The following is a 21,529-nucleotide window of genomic DNA, read 5'->3' as shown; positions in this document are numbered from 1 at the left end:
ATATTGTTATTAATCGAGGCTGATCATGGCCTTTACTAATTCCGGCTTAACTATCAGGGAAGGAAAATCATTCACCACATCATCAAACTGCAATTTATGCGTGATATATTTTTCAGGGTTGATCAAACCCAGCCTGATACTCTCTAATACGTGGCTGAAGTCGGCCTTTGTTGCGTTCCTGCTGCTCATAAGCGTCCCTTCACGTTTGTGGAATTCGGGATGACTGAAAGAGATATCTCCTTTCTGCAAACCTACCAGTACATACCTGCCGGCATGCGACATATACCGGAAGGCGTTGTTGATGGCGTTCAGGTTACCTGTAGCATCGATCACCACGGTAGGCATATCTCCGTTTGTCGCTTCCCGCAACTGCTCTTCCAGCCCTTCGGCCGCCGCATTCAGGACAACTTTTACGCCGCTGATACGCTTAGCCCATGCAAGGCGGTTTTCATTAACATCCATGGCTATGACATTTGCCCCGGCAATGGAAGCCATTTCCATTGTGGCCAACCCAATAGGCCCCGCCCCGATCACCAGCACATTTTCGCCAGCTGCAACCGCTCCCCGCCTAATCCCGTGTGCCGCAATGGCAAAGGGTTCTACCAGGGCTAATGTGTCAAGGTCCAGCCCTGTTGCCGGCAGCAGTAAATGCGATGGCACCTGCAGGTATTCGGCCATCCCTCCGTCTGTATGCACGCCTATCACTTTCATGTTCTGGCAGCAATTTGTATGGCCTGTTCTGCAAGCGATGCAATTACCGCAATGCTGGTAAGGAATAACAGTTACAATATCGCCTTTCTTAATACCGGGAACGTCTCCTTCTTCATATTCGGCCGCCAGTTCATGTCCCAGGACCCGGGGATAATTGAAATACGGCTGTACACCCCGGAACGCGTGAATATCCGTTCCGCAAATACCGATACGGCGTATTTTTATAACAGAATATCCCGGCTTGGATTCAGGCTTGGAGACTTCTTTATATTCCATCTCACCGGGTGTCTTACAGGCTATGATCTTCATGATTTCTATAGATTTTTAAACCCTTTTTCTTACCGGGTTACGCTACTGTATCTTTAGTTACAAGATACTGATACCGGCAAAGAAATCGGTTGCTTGTATACCGTTCAGGGTATGTATTCTCAAAAATAGCACTAGCCCGGCCTTTAATTTTTACACATATCGACAAAAACGCTGTACGATATCGATTTCTGTAAATTCCCCCGGCTTTGTCCTTACTTCACTGCAACCCTTACGGTAGTAGTATTGGCGATATTGGAAGCAGCGGCAATACCTAACAGGAGCGGCGCCCCTGTTGTCCACCTGCTTTCGCCCAGCTGCCGCCAGGAATGGCCATCATCCGAACCCCAGCCTGTCAGAAGGTTTCCTTTTCTTGTTATTTTTATCCAGTACCGCCCTGTGAGTCTGCCATTCGTTACGGCCGGCGCTGCAAGGGCCTGCCGGCTGATAATGGCAGAAGTCCCGGCGCCGCTGCCTTGCGACAACTCGGCAAACCAGTTTGGCGCTTCCAGTTCTTTGGCAACAACAGGGCGGATCAGCAATGCGAGAAATGGCGACGCTTCCCTCAGATCCGCCCTAACCATCGGCCCTACTGCAGTGAACTGGGAGCTGGGCTGCGGGTATAGTTCCATGATCATCTCATCGTTCTTCTTCAGTTTCCTGTAGGTGTAGTTAAAAGCCGGGGGCAGACTATCTTTTAACATACCTCCCGCTTCTATCCTGAAAATATCTTCACCGGCCAACGCGTAGCCGGGTTTATTGACTGAACCTATATCGATATTGTGCCAATCCCTGGGTAAACCGCCCCCGTAACCGGATACGGGGAAAGAGGGCAACGACTCGCCGTTATTACCCGTACCTGTTACGGTGTAGTAATAAAGTTTCCCGTTTTTAATGCCGGAATCAGAGAATATGTTTTCTTCCGCAACACCAATGGTCACAAATGGTCCTTCTCTTTTCTCCGCCCGTTTCACTTTGTAAGCAGTAGCGCCTCGCATCCGGACCCACGACAACAGGTTACTACCCGGTTTAGCTTCCAGTTGCAGGCCCGCAGGGCTTAACATAGTTATTGGCGCAGGCAGATGCTGTGCAGCCGGGGAATCGATGGTATAAAACAAAGTGCCATAACCGGGATGGTCGGCTCCCGGGTTGCCCGGGCCTTCCGGCCGCAGCTTTTCGGCGGCCCTGGCGATATAGGGGGCGTTTAACCCCATCCGTTTTACATAATGATTGTAAACCTGTTCGTATACCGCGCGCAGGTTACCCCGGGCTATTTCCGAAGGCCGCTGGTGCAGGTATTTGCCCGTGCGGTCTATCGCCGGCGTGTAGGGTATCCCGTTATCGCCCAGGTTGTACCTGGCCGTGTACTCAAATCCTTTCAACAAACGGTTACCGGCATACGAATAGAGGTCCAATCCCTGGTGCCAGGCCATTTCACTGCATTCAGCCAGCATGCCGATACCGAGTTGTGAATGCGCCTGGTCGCGCCCTGTTTCCTGTACCTGTCCCTGGTCGTTAATGATATAATTGGTAAGAGAGCCATTTCCCCAGCCATTCACATAATAGCGGATAGCCCGCTCGAAGATCCCGCGATTGTTGCAATAGATCCCGATTGCCATTACAGTTTTAAGCGCTGCTCCATCCCAGTTGCCATTTGCGAAGGGAGCAAATTCCGCCACAACAGGATAAATTACATTAAGGAAATGTTGTTCCGTACGCTTTGCCGCAGCTTCAGCGGTTCCCCGGTTTCGGAATTAATGACCTTACCCGTCACGGTCTTGTTTTGCGCCCATAGAAAATTGGAGAGCAGAATGAATAATAATGTCCCGAAACTTCGGGTAAACATTGATAAGTGGAATTTAATCATACCAGTTTTTTTAAATGGCTGTGAACGTGGAGATAGAATAGTTGATAACGTGAAATCCTGGATCGCCAGCGGAGAGCGATGTAGCCTTCCGCCGGTAATGCAAATTAAACACTCACATTCCCTATTTATAAGGGGAGTATTCGCATAAAAAGGGGTGTGTTTTGTGAATTTAAGGCAGCGGGAGCTGCCAGGGGCTTGCTTTTACACTGAACGGGAAAATATCCTGTGTTATACAGGTTTTTGTTTTACCCGCCTTTTCCGGGTTTCAATTTTTTCGAGGCTGTATTTATCTTCAAACACCTTGCGATACCGCCGGATATATTCAGATGGGTTCATGCCAAATACTTTATTGAATTGGGCGCGGAAGAACTTTACATCATTTATTCCCACCTGGAACCCGATTTCGTTTACATTCAGGCTGGTATTGATCATCAGTTCCGCCGCTTTCCGCAAACGCACGAACCTTACAAATCCCCGCAATGATTCGCCGGATACCAGTCTTATTTTTTTATAGACAGATGAATGGCTCATGCCTATTTCCCTTGCCAGGATCTTGATATTAAAATCGTCGTTATCCAGGTTAGCTTCAACGATCTCTATGCATCTTTCAACAAACTGTTTGTACTGGCCCGATACTTTGGAGTCGTTCTTCCGCAAGGTTACCTCGTTGAGGAAGTAATTCCGGAGATTGCTCCTTGTTTGTAAGGCCGTTTGCACGGCGGCCTGCAGGAATTCTTTTTCAAAGGGTTTGGTTATATAATGATCCCCTCCCACTTCGGCGCTTTCCAGTTTGATCTCTTCAGATGAAGTACCTGTTAGCAGGATAACGGGAATGGTGTTGAGCGCCGGGTTAGTTTTAATTGCTTTGCAAAGTTCAATGCCCGACATAGATTGCATCCTGATATCGCTGATCACTATATTGGGGATTATTGCCGTTGTTTTTTCCAGTCCTTCTTTTCCATCGGCTGCTTCCTCTATGTTGAAGCCTGTCTTAAACATGTTGGAAATATATTGCCTGATCTGCGGATCATCGTCTACGATCAGCATAGTAGGCTTGGAACTGATCAAGGCGCCAAGCGCTTCTTCAGCAGGGCTTCCGGTAGTTGTTTCTGGAAGTATATCCTCGGCCATTTCCTGGAGCAACGGGGTTATGGCAGGTGCTGGGCCGCTTTCGGCAACCTCCGTTTGCTGTTCAATTCCGGGCGGCAATGTGATGCTGAAAACTGTTCCTTTCCCCTCCCGGCTTTCAAATGTTACCCTGCCTTTATGCAACTCTGTAAACTGCTTAACGAGGTATAACCCGATGCCGAAACCTGGTTTCTGTGCATGTTCAATGCCTTCTGAGCGGAAGAATTTTTCAAAGATGCGATGCGCACTGGCAGCCGGGATGCCGCAACCGGAATCTTCTATCGTTATGTCGGCTTTCCTGAACAACAGCAACTGATCCAGCAACCGCAACAGCCTGCGGGCATTCCGGTAAATGATATTCAGCTCAGGATGATGATTGGTATTAAACTCCTGCCTGGCGATCAGGACTTTGATCGGGTTGATAATAAGGGTAAGCGGCGTACGGAATTCGTGTGATACATTGGTGAAAAATGCAATCTTCTTTTCATTCAACTCTCTTTCTTTCTCTGTCTGCATATTTGCCAACGCAACCTGGTACTTCAATCTTCTCTGTCGCTTCGTGTACACCAAATATATGTATGCGATGCCCAAAACGATTATCATATAACCCAGGTAAGCCCACCAGGAGGCATACCAGGGAGGCAGTACGATAATTTCAAGAGAAAGCTCATTATCTATCCACTGCCCTTCCGGGTTCGTACTTTTTACCCGGAATATATAACGCCCGCTGTTCAGGTGAGTGTAGGTAGCCACGCTGTTGTTCCCGGCCTGGTTCCAGCTTTTATCCCATCCTTCCATGTAATAGGAATAGGAGATCTTGTTGGATGTGGAGAAATCAAGAGCTGTAAAGTCGAAAGAAAAAATAGCGTTGCGGTAAGGCACTTCAATGCTTTTTATTTCATCGTCAGTTCTCTTTTTAATATAATCCAGGCGCTGCCCCAAGCCGTATCCCTGCACCATTACCCACACATCCCCGTTAGCCGTCAGCTCAATCGATGCCACATCATACTTTTTTTCCTGCCGCCCATTGGCCATAAAGCACATATTCCGTTGGCTGGCCTGCAGCCACTTCTTCAGGTTTGGTATCCTGACCTTTGGCTGGCCTGGTATCTTTAATGATGGTGTAATAGTTTTCCTGTACATAAAGGAAAATAAATCCCTTGTTGTAGAGCAGCTCTTTCAGCAGGGCTTCTACCGGCTCTTTCTTTGTCAGCGGCCTTTTCAGGTTTACATAAATGTTATCTAACAGGTGTTCTTCGTAAGCGAACCTGGTACCGTAAACAGCTCTTATTTCATTCAACGCTGTTTTCAGGTTCACCTGTTGTTGAGCAAATAGCTTCCCCGGCAGTGTTGCCCACAGGCAACACAGGACAAATAGCAATCGTCTGTACATGCAATTAATTTTGGCTGATAATTAAATGATTCGCGTTTCTTTTAATTTTTAGATTAAACACTTTCCTGATCACAAAGAGGATATCTTCGGCGCTGGCTGCCGGCACAGTTCCTGAAAGCCTTTTCCCGGCTAATTCCGGCGCTTCCAGTGTGATTTCATACCCATAGTTGTCTTCCAGTACTTCTAATATTTCCCGGAGCGAATACCCGTCCAGGTCCAGTTCATTGGTCGTCCAGGCTTTATTAGCCTGTGGTTTCCTTTCCATTGGCGCCAGCAGTTGCCTGCTGCTATCGTAAACAAAAGCCTCTCCCGGTTTCAGTATTTTGACAAATGCTTCCGGGCCGTTCTTTTCGATCCTGAGGCTGCCTTCCAACAGGGAGATCTCTGTCAGGCCACGTCTGTTCCGAACATTAAACTTGGTTCCCAATACAGTAAGCGCCAGATCGCTTACATGTACCTGGAAAGAATCTGATTGTTGCAAACGGTTTTTGATCGCAACATGTTTTACTTCAAAGTAGGCTTCCCCGTTCAGCCAGATCTCTCTTGGCTTATCTGACTTCCAGGAGCGTAAAAAATGGATGGATGAATTACCGTTTAAGGTAACTGCCGATTCGTCGGGTAATATTACCCGTTCGTGATCTGCAAAAGTTGTGGCATAGGTTTTTTCGCCATGCGAAGTCCATTCTCTTAATATCAATATAGAAAACAGTACTGCGGCAGCAGCGGCCGACCATTTGAAAATAAGTTTTAATGGTTGATAACGTCGGCGCCGCTCCTCGTACCCGGCAATTTCATTTTTTATTTTATCCCAGAGCTGTAAACGGTCGGTTGCTGGCATATAGGCCGGTTGCTTATTCAGCAACAATATCCAGGTGCGCGCTTCTTCCATGAACAGCCTTTTATCCGGATACTGTTGAATTAACTGCTCCCAGTATGCGATGGCATCGGCATCCCGGTTCAATATATGGCGTACAAACTCTTCATCTTCGAAGAATGCAGTAGCTGTGTATTGTCCATAATCCCTGATCTTTTTCTCCATAGCTATTTATACATACACGACAATCCCCGGTTTTATCCCTTCCCGGGATTAAAAAATTAATAATTTCTTTTTTCTGCCATAAAAATGAACAAATTTCAAAAAACGCGTCATTATAAAGGCTGCATTAGATTTTTTTCAAAGAAAGAGCAGCAAGTAAAATAAGGAGATCAGATTTGGACAGGTATTGCCTGAGGGTATCAATTGCTTTATACAGCAATTTGTAGGTGCTGGAAACGGAAAGCTGCATCAATGCGGCTATTTCATCGTATTCCATTTCTTCGTAATAGCGTAAATGTATAATTTCTCTTTGCCTGGGCGTCATTTTTTCCAGGGCTGCTTTCAGGTTACGCCGTATGTTTTCCAGGCGTTCGCGGCTGATGATAGTATGGTCATAAGCCAGTTCCTGTTCCAGTTCCGGCCACTCGTCGAACACTGAAAAGGTATATTTCCGTTGCCGGGCATCCAGCAAACGCAGTAATACCCGGCGAAACGATTTATATAAGTAGTTTTTTACAGAACCAGTTTCTTTAATACTGTCCCTGTTCTTCCAGAGTTTAACAAACAATTCCTGCAGGGCGTCTTCGATAAGGTGATTATCTGCAGAAAAACGATGCCCGTAGTTAAAAAGAGGGAAATAGTATTTATCAAAGATCACCTGCAGGGAGGATTCATCTCCTGAACGAAAAGCATCCCATATATCTCTTTCATCCTGCATGATATCTGACAAATTCAGTTGTGCTGCGAAATTGCTGAAAATGTTTTACATTTCAAATATCCGCGCTGAATGGCCAGCTATCCTACTATTTACCTGCGCCTATCCTCAGCACAGTAAAAGAGTTAGGCGCTACTGTTAACGGAACAACGTTGCCGCTTACGTTAATTGCAGCAACCACAGGCTGAACTGGTTGCGCATCAAATTTATTTGAGCCAACAGGGTTGTCGCCCGTCAATGTTGTAAGCGTAGCTTTCTTTGCAAGGCTTTTCCGGCCCTGGAATTGAATCTTCGGACTCGCCGGTTGCTGGCCTGCATTTACGATCTTCACGATAATATCGTTCGTTTTTTTATCGAAAACGGCGCTTGCATACAGGCTATCCTGCCCCGATACCGCTTCGTTGCCCGACACCAGCGGCAATACATTTGTTCCTTTATTCAGGCTATATAATTTCTGTACATGGTAGCTGGGCGTAGGCACTACTTTCATACTGTTTACCCAGATCAGGTCGGGCGCCCATTGCCACTGTTCTGCATTGGCGAAAAGCGGTGCATAGGAAGCCATCTGAACAACATCCGCGTTCCGTTCGAGTCCTGTAAGGAACGCTGCTTCGGCAATGGCGGCACGGAGCGTGTTGCGGTCGGCCCCTACAAAATCTTTCGTTTCATGAGCGGCGTATTCGCCCGCAAATACTTTTGAACCTGTTCTCGGGTAATTATCGTAACGACGCGCATTGGAAAGGAACCATTCAGGATTCCTGTAATAATGTTCGTCAATAAAATCAGCTTTCATTTTACGAAGCGTATCATTCAGGAAGTTGAAACGATCGCCATTCGGATCAGTACCGGAACTAAATACCAGTTTGATCTCGGGATGCGCTGCTTTTAGCTGGCGGGCAAATTCGCTGGCCCGTTCGATGTATTGCGGTCCCCAGTTTTCGTTCCCTACTCCTATCATCGTCAGGTTAAAGGGCTCGGGATGTCCCATCGCCGCGCGAACTTTTCCCCATTCGCTGGTTGCCGGGCCATTTGCAAATTCCACGAGGTCGATGGCGTCCTGGATGTAAGGCTGCAGTTCTTCCATGGGCGCCAGTTCGGCGGTATTGAACTGGCAGGCCATACCGCAGTTCAGGATCGGTAATGGTGCGGCGCCAATATCTTCTGCCAGCTGGAAATATTCAAAGAAACCCAGGCCGAAGCTCTGGAAGTAGTCTGGTGTCAGGCGATGACTGAATTCCGTGTTCCATCGGTTGATGATCAATTCCCGGTTCTCTATCGGTCCTATGGTTTTCTTCCATTGAAAACGGTTGGCCAGATCGCGGCCTTCCACAATACAACCGCCTGGGAAACGGATAAAGCCGGGCTTCATATCCGCCAGCATCTGTACCATATCCGCCCGCAGACCATTCCGCCTGTTCTTCCAGGTATTGGAAGGGAACAGCGAGATTATATCCAGGTCGATCATTCCGTTGCCTTCCAACCACAAGGTCAGTTTAGCTGCCGGTTCGTCGGCCGTTGCGCGCAGGGTGATCTCTTTCTTTGCCCACTTACCGCCTGTTGGCGCGGCTTCGAATGCACTTTCGCCTATTACTTTACCAGAGGGAGTGAGCAACTCTGCATGCACAGTGATGCCGGGTGCGGCAGTACGGAACATGGCAGACAGGTAGTATTCAGTACCCTGGCGGATGCCCATCCCGCGGAAGCCTTCGTTGGTAAGGCCAAACTCACGTTTGCCGCGGTTATTGACCTTCACCTGCAAGTAGTTCGGATTCGCTTTGTTATAGGTTGTGCTATGTACAACCAGTATATCGCCTTCTTCTTTGCGGCCATTCAACGTCCAACCCATGAGTGGCGAATTAAATTCGAACGACCTGTTCTTCACCAATTCAGCATACAACCCTCCGTCTGCTCCCATATTAATGTCTTCAAAAAAGACACCGTACATGGTTGGTTGTATTTCCGCACCCAGCTGGCCTGCAGATACAGTGAACGTTTTCTGTTGCGCCGCGGCCGGCTGAAGAACGGTCAGCAGGCTGCAGAGCGGAAGCAAATATTTTAAATACATACGATGTATAGAAAATTTACAAGTGAATAAATAATACTTACCTGACAATGGCAGAGCGCTGCAGGAGCGTATCAGGAACGAAGTTCAGGAAAGCATAGAAGTTGACGTTATATCGTTTTCTGTCGACTTTGTAATAGAACGCTCCCTTCTTTGAACTCAGTTTATCTTTATCTGCCAGTTTAACAAGCAACTTGGTAGAGAGGATCTTACGACTAAAATTCCCTTTATCGAAAGTTGTATTGTAGACAGATTCATATAACTGCTGCAATTGCGGAATGGTGAACTTATCAGGCAGAAGTTCCAGCAGCAGCGGGTGCAAGGCTGCTTTATACCGTAGTTTTTCTTTTGCCAGGTCTACCATTTTTTTATGATCGAAGATCAGTTCCGGGTGCCGGTTGATAGAAAACCAGACGGGATGGAAATCTTCATGCAACTGCTCTTTATAACGCTGGATATCTATCAACGCGGTGAAGGCTACCGATACTGTTCTTTCCACGCTATCCCTGTCGGGAGCGCTGAAAGTATGCAATTGCTCCATATAGATACCATCGAGTCCTGTAAGGTTTTTCAGTACCCTGGCAGCTGCATCTTCCGCACTTTCATTTTCCTGCACAAATCCACCTACCAGGCTCCATTTTCCCTTGCAGGGCTCGAAACCGCGCTGGATAAGCAACAATTTCATCTCCTGCCCGTCGAATCCAAAAATGATGCAGTCGACGGCGAACAATAACCTTGTTTGCAGTGAATATCTCTTCATATAAAACAATTATACACTAATGTACAAACCAGGTTTGTCATTATTCTTAATCCTTACCAAAAACGTATATAGAGCGCCGACAGTAACAGCAGGGTAACTACGATCAGTACGGTAGTAACCGGCGAGATCTTAAACATTCCCTTATCCAGTACAAAAGCCCGCGGGTTTACCTTTGGTCCGGCCAGGCTTATCAGCACCATTACAATCATGGTGAACATGAAAGCCAGTCCCATACAAATAAGGAATGGGATCTCGTATCCGCCGGTCCCGTTCGGGTAAGCGGTATAGAAGAAGGTTTCATGACCCAATACCTGCGGTGCAAACTGGTTGAAAAATACGCACAGCGTAAAGCCGGTAATGATACCGGCAACAGCTGCAGTACCTGTTGTACGTTTCCAAAACATGCCCAGGAGGAACATGGCGAAAACGCCCGGGCTGATATAGCCTGTATATTTTTGTATAAATGTAAAGCCTCCGGCCCCGCCGATGCCCAGCAGGTCATTCCATGTAAAAGCAATAGCAAGCAGCATTGCCGCGATCACCACCCATCGTCCAACCCATACAAGTTTTTGCTGGGAGGCCTCTTTATTCATATACTTCTGGTAGATGTCGAGCGTAAAAATAGTAGAGATGCTATTCGCTTTGCCAGCCAGGGACGCCACAATAGCTGCAGTTAAAGCGGCAATGGAAAGTCCTTTCAGGCCCGAAGGCAGGAAGCCCAGGATAGCGGCATATGCCCCGTCTTTGTTATCCAGTCCCGGCAACTGTCCGTTCTTATGCAATACATAAGCGGCAATACCCGGCAGCATAACAATAATAGGCATCATGATCTTTAACAGGCCGGCAAACATGATCCCGTTGCGGGCAGTTTGCAGGTTGGCTCCCAGCGCGCGTTGCGTGATATACTGGTTGCAACCCCAGTAGTTCAGGTTCACGATCCACTGGCCGGCTGCATACATGAGAATGCCCGGCAGTACCAGATATTTATTGATGTACTCCTGGGACGAGCTAGCATCCGGCTTTGCCAGGATCATATGGAAATGATCCGGCGCGTCTTTCATTAATGCATTGAAACCTGCAATCGCGTTTCTTCCCAAACCAAAATGTTCGCTTACCAGCGTCAGCGCCATATAGGTAGTGGCAAGCCCTCCAATGATCAGCACACTTACCTGTATTACATCTGTATACCCGATCACTTTCATCCCTCCGAGGGTGATGATGATGGCGAATACTGAGAGCGCTATCATGACTACATGCAAATACTCTCCTCCCAGCAACCCGTTAATGGCGAGGGCGCCCAGGTATAAAATGGAAGTGAGGTTAACGAATACGTATAAAAACAACCAGAAAACGGCCATGATCAATGCAACCGTTTCATTGTACCGCTGTTTGAGGAATTGCGGCATGGTGTAAATCTTGTTCTTCAGGTAGATAGGAATAAACCAAACAGCAATAATGATAAGCGCAATAGCAGCGATCCATTCATAGGCTGCAACAGCGATACCCACAAAAAAACCATCACCGCTCATGCCTATAAACTGCTCTGCGGAGATGTTGGAAGCGATCAGGGAAGCGCCGATAGCCCACCAGGTAAGCGATCCTTCCGCGAGGAAGAAGTCTTTGGCATCAGGATTTTCTTTTTTCTTCCTTCTATATACCCAAAAACCATAGCTGGCAACTACAACGAAGTAGATAATAAATACAAGGACATCACTAAAAGAAAGTACATTTTTCATAACGGGAAATTTGCCGAATATCTAATTGGTATTTGTTTATGTTTTGGCTTACGGAAGGCTGACAGCTGTAGCGTGTTGTTGTCAGAAGAATTGGGATTAACATGCCAACCTTCCGTAAGCCGAATTATAAGATTAAAAAGCTGCGTCGTTCCATCGCAACTCGTTTTGGAAATTTCTTAACTCTGTATGTTTGTCGATCAACGCCAGTTCAATGCCGGCGATGTTGGCAAAATCCTGCATCTGCACTGCTGTCAGGTTCTGGCTGAAGCAGGTATGATGCGCGCCGCCTGCCAGGATCCATGCGGTGCAGGCTTTTTTCATATCAGGGTATGGCTTCCACAATACGCGGGCAACCGGCAGTTTCGGCAATTCATGTTGTGGCGCTACCGCTTCCACTTCATTCACCAGCAAACGGAACCTGTTACCCATATCCACGATCGATGCGTTGATAGCCGGTCCGCCTGCGGTGTTAAATACCAGCCTTACCGGGTCTGCTTTCCCGCCTATTCCTAACGGGTGCTTTTCGCAGGAAGGTTTGCCGTCGGCGATCGACTCGCATATTTCAAGCATATGCGCTCCCAGCACCATCGGGTTCTGCGGATCGAAGTGATAAGTATAATCTTCCATAAAAGAGTTGCCGCCTGGCAAACCGCTGCCCATTACTTTCATAGCGCGTACCAATGCAGCCGTTTTCCAGTCGCCTTCCCCGGCAAAACCATAGCCAGCCTTCATGAGGCGTTGCACTGCAATACCCGGCAACTGCACCATGCCATGCAGGTCTTCAAAGGTATCGGAGAACCCTTTATAGTTACCATCTTCAAGGAAAGCTTTCAATCCCAACTCAATTTTTGCAGCGTCCTGCAATGCAGGATCATTCAGCAAAGCAGGGGAAATCGTATAAGAGGCTGCGTATTCATCAACCAATGTTTTCACCGCATTGGCAGGTATGCTGTTGATAACGGCTACCAGGTCGCCGATGCCGTGAGTGTTGCAGGAAAATCCGAAAACAGATTCTGCTTCCACTTTATCGCCGTCTGTTACCGCTACGTATCTCATATTGTCGCCGAACCTTACAAAACGGGCGCCTTGCCAGTCGTGCCATCCTGCTGCCACGCGGCTCCAGGAGCCTAATTCTGCCAGTACCTCCGGATCTTTCCAGTGGCCTGTGATCACTTTCCTGTTCATGCGCATACGGCTCATCATAAACCCGAGTTCCCTGTCGCCATGCGCGCTCTGGTTCAGGTTCATAAAGTCCATATCTATTTCGCTCCATGGGATATCCCTGTTGTACTGCGTATGCAGGTGACAAACAGGTTTCTTGAGGGCTTTCAGCCCGCGTATCCACATTTTAGCCGGTGAAAAAGTATGCATCCATACTACCACGCCTATACAGTTAGCTGCGGCGTTGGCCTCCATGCATACGGCATAGATCTCTTCCGGCGTGGTAACGATCGGTTTGTATACCACGGTAACAGGAATATGGCTATCGGCGTTAATGGCCGATGCTATTTCCTGGCTATGCTGTGCAACTTGTTTTAATGCTATCTCGCCATATAAATGCTGGCTTCCGGTAACCAACCAGATCTCTAGTTTTTTCAGATCAATCATACAATCAATTTTGTTTATTGGCCGTAATAAGAGTTGGGGCCGTGTTTGCGTTCGTAGTGTTTCTTAATTAAGGAATCCTTTAACCGGGGCGCCCTGAAATTAATAGACTCGGTGAGGTAAGCCATCTTCGCTATTTCTTCCAGTACGGCGCTGTTATATACTGCTTTGGCAGGAGTGCTTCCCCAGGTAAAAGGAGCATGGTTCCCTACCAGGATCATTTCAATTTCCTGGTAAGAGAGTTGTTGTTCCGCCAGGGTGTTCATGATCTGGAACCCTGTCTGGTATTCATAATCGCCCGCTATCAGTTCATCTGCCATCGGCGCCGCGCAAGGTATGTCCAGCGTATTATGATCTGCATGGGTGGTTCCGTAAATGGGAATGCTTCGCTGGCTCTGCGCCCAGGCAGTAGCGTAAGTGGAATGGGTGTGTACAATACCCCCTATTTCTTTCCAATGCTTGTATAACACTGCATGTGTTAATGTATCGGAAGAAGGACGGAGCTCGCCATCCACTACTTTGCCGTCGAAATCCACGATCACCATTTTTGCAGGCGTTAACTCTGCATATGGTACGCCGCTGGGTTTAATAGCAAACACGCCTGCATCCCTGTCGGCTGCGCTTACATTTCCGAATGTAAAAAGGACAAGCCCCAATGCCGGCAACTGCATATTTGCTTCATAAGCGGCTTCACGAATAGCCTGGTATTTCTGCATAGTCATGTTAATCGATATTCAGATTAGCGGTGAATGCACCTAATGCTTTATATTTCCTGTACCTGTCTTCATACAATCCTGTACGTTGCTGATCCGGCGTATAAACCGTTTCAAAGCCCTGCCCCATTGCCTGCATGGCATCTTCCACTTTAGGGAAAATACCGGCAGCGGTAGCGCCAAACATAGCGGCGCCCAATGCGCAGGTTTGTTCGGAACGATGAATTCGTATAGGCATATTCATTACATCCGCCATCATTTGCATGATAAAAGGAGATTTCTTTGCCACGCCTCCTATTCCTATCAGTCCTTTTACCGGTACTCCCTCCCGTTCAAATCTTTCTACGATGGCTTTAGCTCCGAAACATGTAGCCTCGGCCACCGCCCTGAATATCCTTGGTGCGTCGGAAGCCAGGTTAAGTCCTGTAAGGGTGCCTTTGAGCGACTGATCAGCATCCGGGGTTCTGCGGCCGTTCAGCCAGTCGATGCCCCATTCGCTGTTTTCATCCGGCACAATGGCAGCCGCCTGCCTGGATAGCTCTGCAATCATTTTTGCATTTGCTTCCTTTATAAGTGCGGCGATCTCAGGATTCGAGCTCTGTTGAAAAAGATTTTGCAGCGGCCACGACAGCACGTTGCTGAACCACGCATATGCATCGCCGAAGGCCGATTGCCCCGCTTCCATTCCCATCATTCCGGGGATCACAGATCCGGGTACCTGTCCGCAGATGCCTTTTACCAGCGTGTCTTTCACTTCATCCAACGGGGCTACCAGCATATCGCAGGTCGATGTACCCATTACCTTGCTGAGGTGATAAGGTTCTATTTGTCCGCCTACTGCACCCATATGCGCATCAAAAGCGCCGATGCCGATCACCACGCCGGTATTCAGTCCCAGGCGTTCCGCCCACGCGGCAGATAAATTGCCGGCCGCTTCGCTGGAAGTGAACGTTTCGTTGAACAGGCGTTTGGTAACTCCTTTCAGCAGCGGGTCTATAGCTGTGAAGAAGTTATCGGGCGGCAGTCCGCCAAATGCTTCTGCATACAATGCCTTATGCCCTGCGGCGCAGACGCCGCGCCTGATCTGGCTGGCATGTTTGCCGCCGGTCAGGAGGAAAGGTATCCAGTCGCAGTGCTCCACCCAGGAGTAAGTAGCGTTTCTAACGGCTTCGTCTACACGCCATATATGGAGCAGTTTAGCCCAGAACCATTCGGAAGAATATATTCCTCCTACATAGCGCAGGTAATTCTCAGGGAAAGTAGCGGCCACTGAATTGATCCGGGCAGCTTCTGCTATAGCCGTATGATCTTTCCACAATACGAACATGGCATTGGGATTATCTTTAAACGCCGGCAGCAATGCAAGCGGCGTCCCTGTTTCATCTACGGCTACGGGCGTACTCCCGGTAGTGTCTACCGATATGGCTTTGATGTAAGGAGCGATATTGTTGCCCGCCAGTTGCAGGCATTGCCTGATGGTAAATTCCAGTCCGTCTATATAATCCTGCGGGTGCTGGCGGAACCGGCTCTGAGAAGGATTGCAATACAACCCGTCTTTCCATCGGGGATAATAAAATACGGAGGCAGCTATTTCATTCCCGTTCCGGGTATCTACGATGATAGACCTGACAGAATCAGTTCCGAAATCAACTCCTATTACGTATGATGCACTCATGATCTATTATTAATTGTTTCTACGACACTTAAATAAATGGGCACACGAAAACCTGGTATGCCCAATTTTTTACTTCTTATTTAAGTTCCAGTACTACTACAGAGAATGGAGGCAGTTTAACAGTCAGTTGATTGTTTTTGATAGTTGCGCCTTTGAATGCAACAGGTTTGATCTTGTCGGGCTGGTTGAAAGTGTTACAGTCCTGCAATTTGGAGGAAGTAAGGATACGGCCGTTCACTGACTTGTAGCTGGCGCCGGTTTCGACAGTTATTTCCTGTGGTTTGGAAGCATCGATGTTCACGAGGGAGATATGGGTCACCCCTGCTTTGTCTTTAGACGCTGATGCTGTAACTGCCGGAAGCTGTTCATTTTTGTATGTATAGTTGTTGCTTTGAATGCTAACGGGTATCAGCGTAGCATCCTGGTGCACGTTATACATTTCCATTACATGGTAGGTAGGCGTTAAGATCAGTTTTTCGCCTTTGGTGAGGATCACCGCCTGTAATACGTTTACAGTCTGGGCCAGGTTGGCCATGCGTACCCTGTCGGAGTGGTTGTTGAAGATGTTTAAGGTTACGCCGGCGATCATTGCATCGCGCATTGTATTTTGCTGGTAGAGGAAACCAGGATTCGTACCTGCTTCAACGTTATACCATCCGCCCCATTCGTCTACTACCAGGGCTACTTTTTTCTTTGGATCATATTTATCCATGATGGCAGAGTGCTTGCGGACCAATGTGTCCATAAAGCATGCGCTGCGCATGGTCTGGAAGTACTGTTCTTCTGTGAAATCAACGGCATCTCCTTTTTTATTCCAGTCGACCACTGAGTAGTGGTGCAGGGCCAGGCCATCCAACATATGTAACGGGATGTTCTTCATCAGTACCTCTGTCCAGTTATAATCAGATGAATTGGCGCCGGAGGCTATTTTGAAAAGGTTGCCGCTCATGAAAGTGGAATATTTCCGGTAGATATCAGCATAATATTCTGGTCTCATATTTCCGCCGCACCCCCATGCTTCATTTCCCACACCCCAGAAATGCACTTTCCATGGTTGCTGGCGGCCGTTCTGCTGGCGGAGGTCCGACATCGGGCTTTTACCCGGGAAGTTTACATACTGTACCCAGTCGGCCAGTTCCTGTGGGGTTCCGCTTCCAACGTTACCTGCCAGGTACGGTTCGGCGCCTAATTCTTCACACATGTCAAGAAAGTCGTGCGTTCCGAAACTATTATTCTCTGTTACCCCTCCCCACCAGGTGTTAACGATGGTAGGCCTTTTATCTTTAGGTCCGATCCCGTCTTTCCAGTGATAGGTATCTGCGAAACAACCGCCGGGCCAGCGGAGGTTAGGCACTTTCAGCGTACGGAGCGCGCTGATAATATCTTTTCTTACCCCTTTGACGTTAGGAATAGCGGAACTATCGCCTACATAAAATCCACCATAGATACAGTTTCCCAAATGTTCGGCAAAATGCCCGTAAATGTTCTTATTGATTGTCTGAGTTGGCGCGTCAGCTCTTAACGTAACTTTATTCTGTGCTTGTAATGCCTGCGAAGAAAGCAACAGCCCCAGGATGCCGGTACGAATGTAACTATACTGTTTTTTCATAACGAGGATTTAAAAAAAATTTTACGGTCGTTGTTCGATGATCCAAAACAACAAAATAATTGTCATAATTACAATTAAAAAGTTAAAAAAACATTTAAATACCGTGAAACATAATACTACAGCTGATTTACATATTCAGAAATTTATCTAATTATTTTCAAAATCGCTTTTCTGTACATTTGCCCCGAACTTTTGAGCGTATGAAACACTTTATTTTGGCGAGTACTTCTACCCTTTTCGGGCAAGGGTACCTGGAATACCTGAAACCGGCGATGAAAACATTGTATGCCGGCGTAGATGAAATAGTATTTATACCGTATGCGCGGCCGGGGGGTTGTTCGCACGACGACTATACCGCCAGGGCGGCAGATGCGCTGGGCGCTATCGGGATCAGGGTAAAAGGATTGCACACATTTGCTGATCCGGCAGCCGCTATCCGCGAGGCTAAAGGATTTTTCACCGGGGGAGGCAACACCTTCCTGCTGGTAAAGCAATTGCACGAACTGTCGCTCATGGAACCGCTGGCAAACGCCGTATCCGCCGGCGCGCCTTACCTGGGTTGCAGCGCCGGCAGCAATATTGGCGGCGTTACCATGCAAACCACCAACGATATGCCTATCGTATACCCGCCCAGTTTCAAAACCATGGGACTGATCTCCTATAACCTGAACCCGCATTACCTGGACCCGATCCCGGGATCTGAACACATGGGAGAAACCAGGGAAACCAGGATAAAAGAATTTCATACTCAAAACGCCATCCCGGTAATAGGACTGCGGGAAGGCAGCTGGATCTATGCAAAAGGCGACAGCCTGACGCTGGAAGGCAGCCTTACCGCCCGCATATTCCTGGCAGGCGAACAACCGTACGAATTACCCGCCGGCAGTTCCCTGGCAGACCTGAAAGAAAAAAGATAAAAGAATAATCATTCTTTTATCTTTGTAAGATGCGGACAAAGGACGAAAACAAGGAAATAATTATAAGAGAAAAGGCTATCGAAATGATCGTCAACGAGGGTTTCGATGGTCTTAGTATGCATAAATTAGCCAAGGCAGCCAATATTTCCGCATCTACCATCTATATCTATTACAAGAACAGGGAAGACCTGTTAAACAAACTATACGCATTTGCCACCGATTCCTTCATGGAAGCAACGCTGGCAGGCTTCGACCCCGAATCTGATTTCGAAACAGGTTTATGGAAACAATGGACCAACCGCCTGGATCATATCCTGAAATATCCCCTCCTTTACCGGTTCCTGGAACAATTCAAGAACTCACCCCTTATTACCAAACAAACCAGCCTCCAGGAAGACATCTTCAGGAAAGCAATGCAACGCTTCGTGGAGCATGCCGTATGCAAAAAAGAAATAGTGGAATTGCCACCGGAAGTTTTCTGGGCATTAGCATATGGTCCGTTCTATACCCTGGTCAAATTCCATTTGGATAACGCGGCTATGTCGGGCCGCCCTTTCAACTTCAATAAAGACATGCTGCGGTTGGCGTTCAGACACACCATGCGGGGGATTGCACGCAGAGAGGCGTAAGGAGGCAAAGAGCGCAAAGGATTTTTTTTAAGGGAGCAAAGAAATAATAAGAAGCGAAGGAAATAATAAGGGGCGAAAGGATATTGAAGAAAAAGATTAGTAAAAAAACAGCTACTTCAATTTCTTTGCTTTCTTAAAAAACCTTCGCTTCTTATTATTTCCTTCGCTTTCTTAAAAAAATCCTTCGCTTCTTATTATTTCTTTGCTCCCTTAAAAAAAATCCTTTGCGCTCTTTGCCTCCTTACGCCTCTCTGCGTGAAACTACCTCGCGATGTCGATTTTTACCTTCTTGTTCTTGATCTTCTCGTTTTTGATCAGTTCCAGCGTGTAGCTCATTTTGGAGCGTACGACAGCCGCAAAGGAGAAGAAGTCTTTCACTTCGATGAGGCCTATATCGTCTTTTTTCAGCTCCCCTTTCTTTGAAAGGAAACCTACGATATCTATTTTGTTCACTTTGTCTTTTTTTCCTGCGCCGATGAACAGGGTAACCCATTTGGGCTTTTCAGGGAGTACAGCTTTTTCCGGGAGGGTAATGGTATCTACTTGTTCTTCCGATAAGTATGGCATCAGCTTTTCGTCGGGCGCCAGCATCACAATGGCAGTACCGCTGGCTTCCATCCTGGCTGTCCGGCCGTTGCGGTGCGTCCAGCTATCTTCTGTATGCGGTAACTGGAAATGAATAATGTAGCGGATATGCGGGATATCCAGTCCCCGGGCTGCCAGGTCTGTGGTTACCAGTACGTTCACAGTGCCATTCCGGAACTTGGTCAGCGCTACGTCGCGGTCGCGCTGTTCCATAGCGCCATGATAAAAGGTATTGAGTATCCCTTTTTCAGAGAGCATTTTGCCGGTGCGTTCAACCGACTCACGATGGTTGCAGAAAACGATGGTAGACCTGTTGCCGAGGTGACAGATCAGCCTGAACAGGGTTTCTACTTTATCATTTTCCGGCGAGAGCACCTGCTTTATTTCAAGGCGGGGAGCTGTGATGCCATCTTCCGGCAGGAAATCCAGTTTCGCCGGCTCCTGCAATTCCAGGAACGAAGGTATCTCCACCGCTTCTGTAGCGGAAGTAAGGATATGCTTCTTAATATGGGGCAAAGACTCAACAACAAAAGATACTTCTTCCTGGAAACCTAATTCCAGTGTTTTATCAAATTCGTCCAGCACCAAAGTTTCTATACCGTCGGTTTTGATGTTTTCCCGGCGGATGTGGTCTCCGAGTCTTCCGGGCGTACCCACGATCACGGCAGGGGCTTCAATGAGGTTGTTTTCTTCCGTTTCCCTCAAATGGCCGCCATAGCAGGCAGTTACCTTATAACCGGTGCCCATCTGCCTGAACACTTTTTCTATCTGTAAGGCCAGCTCCCTGGAGGGAACTACGATCAGGGCCTGTGTTTTCTTATTGGCGGGATCTAAGCGTTCCAGTACAGGCAACAGGAAAGCCAGGGTTTTGCCGGACCCGGTTGCCGATAGCAGGATCACATCCTTATGTTCCTTGTTTGCTTTCAGGGATGCCTCTTGCATTTCGTTGAGGGCATCGATCTTCAGATTGGTAAGAATATTACCTAATGTCTTTTTTTGCATTGCCGCAAAAGTACGAAGTTCTATTTACATAGCTTGATTTGCTGCTTTTCGGGGTATGCAAACTCGTTAGGCAGCACCCAGCGGGCTTTGTACATCTTCCACCCAGCATGGCCCGCTACGTGTTTCCCTTCGGCATCCAGCACTTCGTCTGTCCACCACTGCTCTTTAGGCTTTATGACAATGGTCGGGTAACCTTCAGGACCGCTGGATACGCTCTTGATATCCTGTTGAATCACCGCTGCCTGTTCGAACTTCAGGGTGTTGACATCAAACTGGTAAACGTTGGAGCCTACCGTCATCCAGAGTTTGTTCTTGCTGCCATATACCGGGAACAGGTCGTGCGCATCGTGACCGGGAATAGGAAAAGAGCGCTCCGCTATTAAGTCGGGCTGCTGGCAGTTGTTGTTGTACCGGTATACTACCATAGAATCGCGACCGGCCGACCAGAGTTTCTGCCGGCGTTTGTCCCATACCACGTTATGGCCGAAAGTGATGTAGATCTTTTTAGTATATACCTGTTCGGGGAAATTGAGGGTATCTGTTTTGAACAGCATCAGGTAGTTGCCTGTGCTGGAAGCGGAAACGATGTTTCCGTCGGGCAGCAGTTCGGCCGAGTGGGTATTACCGCCGGCATAGGCGTAAAACACCGCCTTCTTATCCGCTATCCTGATCAATGCTACTCCGCCGCCGGAAGCGTTGGTAAGTACGTATTGGCCGTCATACACCACTTTTGCTTCGCTGGGCGTGTTGAACCACTTCACATGCTCCGGTTTGACATTGGATTCTGCCGCTTTCCACTCCCAAAGAATATTGCTGGTAGCGGCATCTATAATAATGATGCGGTTCTGCGATTGCTCCGCAATGACCATACATTTTTTACAATTCTTCACATCTGTTTGCGCATAACAAGCAACAGTCAGCAATACAAGGCAACTTAAAAAGAACGATTTCATTAGTTCACAGGATTATTATCCTGTAAATATAGTTGTTAGGTTATAATGAAAAGGAGCTATCTTCAAATAATTTTGGCGCAGCTTTTTTATTTGATGAACTGTGGGTATTTATAAAGTTGTATTGCGT

The 21,529-nt window shown here is 47.7% G+C and carries 17 protein-coding genes; 2 read left to right on the top strand and 15 right to left on the bottom strand.

Translation table 11 applies throughout. The features are described 5' to 3' along the window. Positions 1–9: 9 nt before the first annotated feature. The 13 genes from BLV62_RS04910 to BLV62_RS04855 all read right to left on the bottom strand — a co-directional run bounded on the left by BLV62_RS04910 (position 10) and on the right by BLV62_RS04855 (position 17,316). Entirely contained in the window at positions 10–1,020 is a 1,011-nt protein-coding gene (locus BLV62_RS04910) for a zinc-binding alcohol dehydrogenase family protein (protein WP_089759274.1), read from the bottom strand. 212 nt (positions 1,021–1,232) lie between these two features. Continuing rightward, on the bottom strand, positions 1,233–2,696 hold the full coding sequence (locus tag BLV62_RS04905; RefSeq protein WP_089759273.1) for an alginate lyase family protein: 1,464 nt from the start codon (positions 2,694–2,696) through the stop codon (positions 1,233–1,235). 416 nt (positions 2,697–3,112) lie between these two features. Further along, the gene (locus tag BLV62_RS04900; protein WP_168927735.1) at positions 3,113–5,014 is read right to left on the bottom strand and encodes a hybrid sensor histidine kinase/response regulator transcription factor; all 1,902 of its coding nucleotides are present in this window, start codon (positions 5,012–5,014) and stop codon (positions 3,113–3,115) included. 1 nt (position 5,015) lies between these two features. Further along, positions 5,016–5,405 (bottom strand): hypothetical protein, encoded by a 390-nt coding sequence (locus BLV62_RS28260; RefSeq protein ID WP_168927734.1) that lies wholly within the window; start codon positions 5,403–5,405, stop codon positions 5,016–5,018. A 4-nt stretch (positions 5,406–5,409) separates the two neighbouring features. After that, positions 5,410–6,444, bottom strand: a complete 1,035-nt coding sequence (locus BLV62_RS04895) for a FecR family protein (protein WP_089759270.1) — start codon at positions 6,442–6,444, stop codon at positions 5,410–5,412. 124 nt (positions 6,445–6,568) lie between these two features. Continuing rightward, positions 6,569–7,159, bottom strand: a complete 591-nt coding sequence (locus BLV62_RS04890) for an RNA polymerase sigma factor (protein ID WP_089759268.1) — start codon at positions 7,157–7,159, stop codon at positions 6,569–6,571. 85 nt (positions 7,160–7,244) lie between these two features. Further along, positions 7,245–9,221 carry an alpha-L-arabinofuranosidase C-terminal domain-containing protein gene (locus tag BLV62_RS04885; RefSeq protein WP_089759266.1) on the bottom strand — a complete coding sequence of 659 codons (1,977 nt, stop codon included), beginning with the start codon at positions 9,219–9,221 and terminating at the stop codon, positions 7,245–7,247. A gap of 37 nt (positions 9,222–9,258) precedes the next feature. Beyond that, positions 9,259–9,978: an NUDIX hydrolase gene (locus BLV62_RS04880; protein WP_089759264.1), complete on the bottom strand. Its 720-nt coding sequence runs from the start codon at positions 9,976–9,978 to the stop codon at positions 9,259–9,261. Positions 9,979–10,031: 53 nt separating this feature from the next. Beyond that, the gene (locus tag BLV62_RS04875) at positions 10,032–11,714 is read right to left on the bottom strand and encodes a sodium:solute symporter family transporter (protein ID WP_089759262.1); all 1,683 of its coding nucleotides are present in this window, start codon (positions 11,712–11,714) and stop codon (positions 10,032–10,034) included. Between the two features lie 132 nt (positions 11,715–11,846). Continuing rightward, positions 11,847–13,322 (bottom strand): L-arabinose isomerase, encoded by a 1,476-nt coding sequence (araA, locus tag BLV62_RS04870; protein WP_089759260.1) that lies wholly within the window; start codon positions 13,320–13,322, stop codon positions 11,847–11,849. A 14-nt stretch (positions 13,323–13,336) separates the two neighbouring features. Continuing rightward, positions 13,337–14,041, bottom strand: a complete 705-nt coding sequence (locus BLV62_RS04865) for an L-ribulose-5-phosphate 4-epimerase (protein WP_307379523.1) — start codon at positions 14,039–14,041, stop codon at positions 13,337–13,339. Between the two features lies 1 nt (position 14,042). Then, positions 14,043–15,707: a ribulokinase gene (locus BLV62_RS04860; protein ID WP_089759258.1), complete on the bottom strand. Its 1,665-nt coding sequence runs from the start codon at positions 15,705–15,707 to the stop codon at positions 14,043–14,045. 76 nt (positions 15,708–15,783) lie between these two features. After that, a complete protein-coding gene (locus BLV62_RS04855) occupies positions 15,784–17,316 on the bottom strand; it encodes an alpha-N-arabinofuranosidase (protein ID WP_089759256.1) in 1,533 nt (510 codons plus the stop codon). A gap of 200 nt (positions 17,317–17,516) precedes the next feature. On the opposite strand from BLV62_RS04855, the gene pepE reads away from it, so the two are divergent. Both pepE and BLV62_RS04845 read left to right on the top strand, forming a co-directional pair. Next, complete coding sequence (pepE, locus tag BLV62_RS04850) at positions 17,517–18,233, top strand: dipeptidase PepE (protein WP_089759254.1); 717 nt, start codon at positions 17,517–17,519, stop codon at positions 18,231–18,233. A 29-nt stretch (positions 18,234–18,262) separates the two neighbouring features. Continuing rightward, complete coding sequence (locus BLV62_RS04845; protein ID WP_089759252.1) at positions 18,263–18,862, top strand: TetR/AcrR family transcriptional regulator; 600 nt, start codon at positions 18,263–18,265, stop codon at positions 18,860–18,862. 261 nt (positions 18,863–19,123) lie between these two features. Here BLV62_RS04845 and BLV62_RS04840 read toward each other — a convergent pair whose 3' ends face one another. Continuing rightward, on the bottom strand, positions 19,124–20,449 hold the full coding sequence (locus BLV62_RS04840; protein WP_089759250.1) for a DEAD/DEAH box helicase: 1,326 nt from the start codon (positions 20,447–20,449) through the stop codon (positions 19,124–19,126). Between the two features lie 20 nt (positions 20,450–20,469). Continuing rightward, a complete protein-coding gene (locus BLV62_RS04835) occupies positions 20,470–21,402 on the bottom strand; it encodes a DUF6528 family protein (RefSeq protein ID WP_089759248.1) in 933 nt (310 codons plus the stop codon). Positions 21,403–21,529 lie beyond the last annotated feature (127 nt).

This window comes from Chitinophaga terrae (ex Kim and Jung 2007), assembly GCF_900107795.1.
Taxonomy (GTDB): Bacteria; Bacteroidota; Bacteroidia; order Chitinophagales; family Chitinophagaceae; genus Chitinophaga; species Chitinophaga terrae.
The sequence above is the reverse complement of the archived record's forward strand: the minus strand, read 5'-3'. Positions and strand labels throughout refer to the sequence as shown.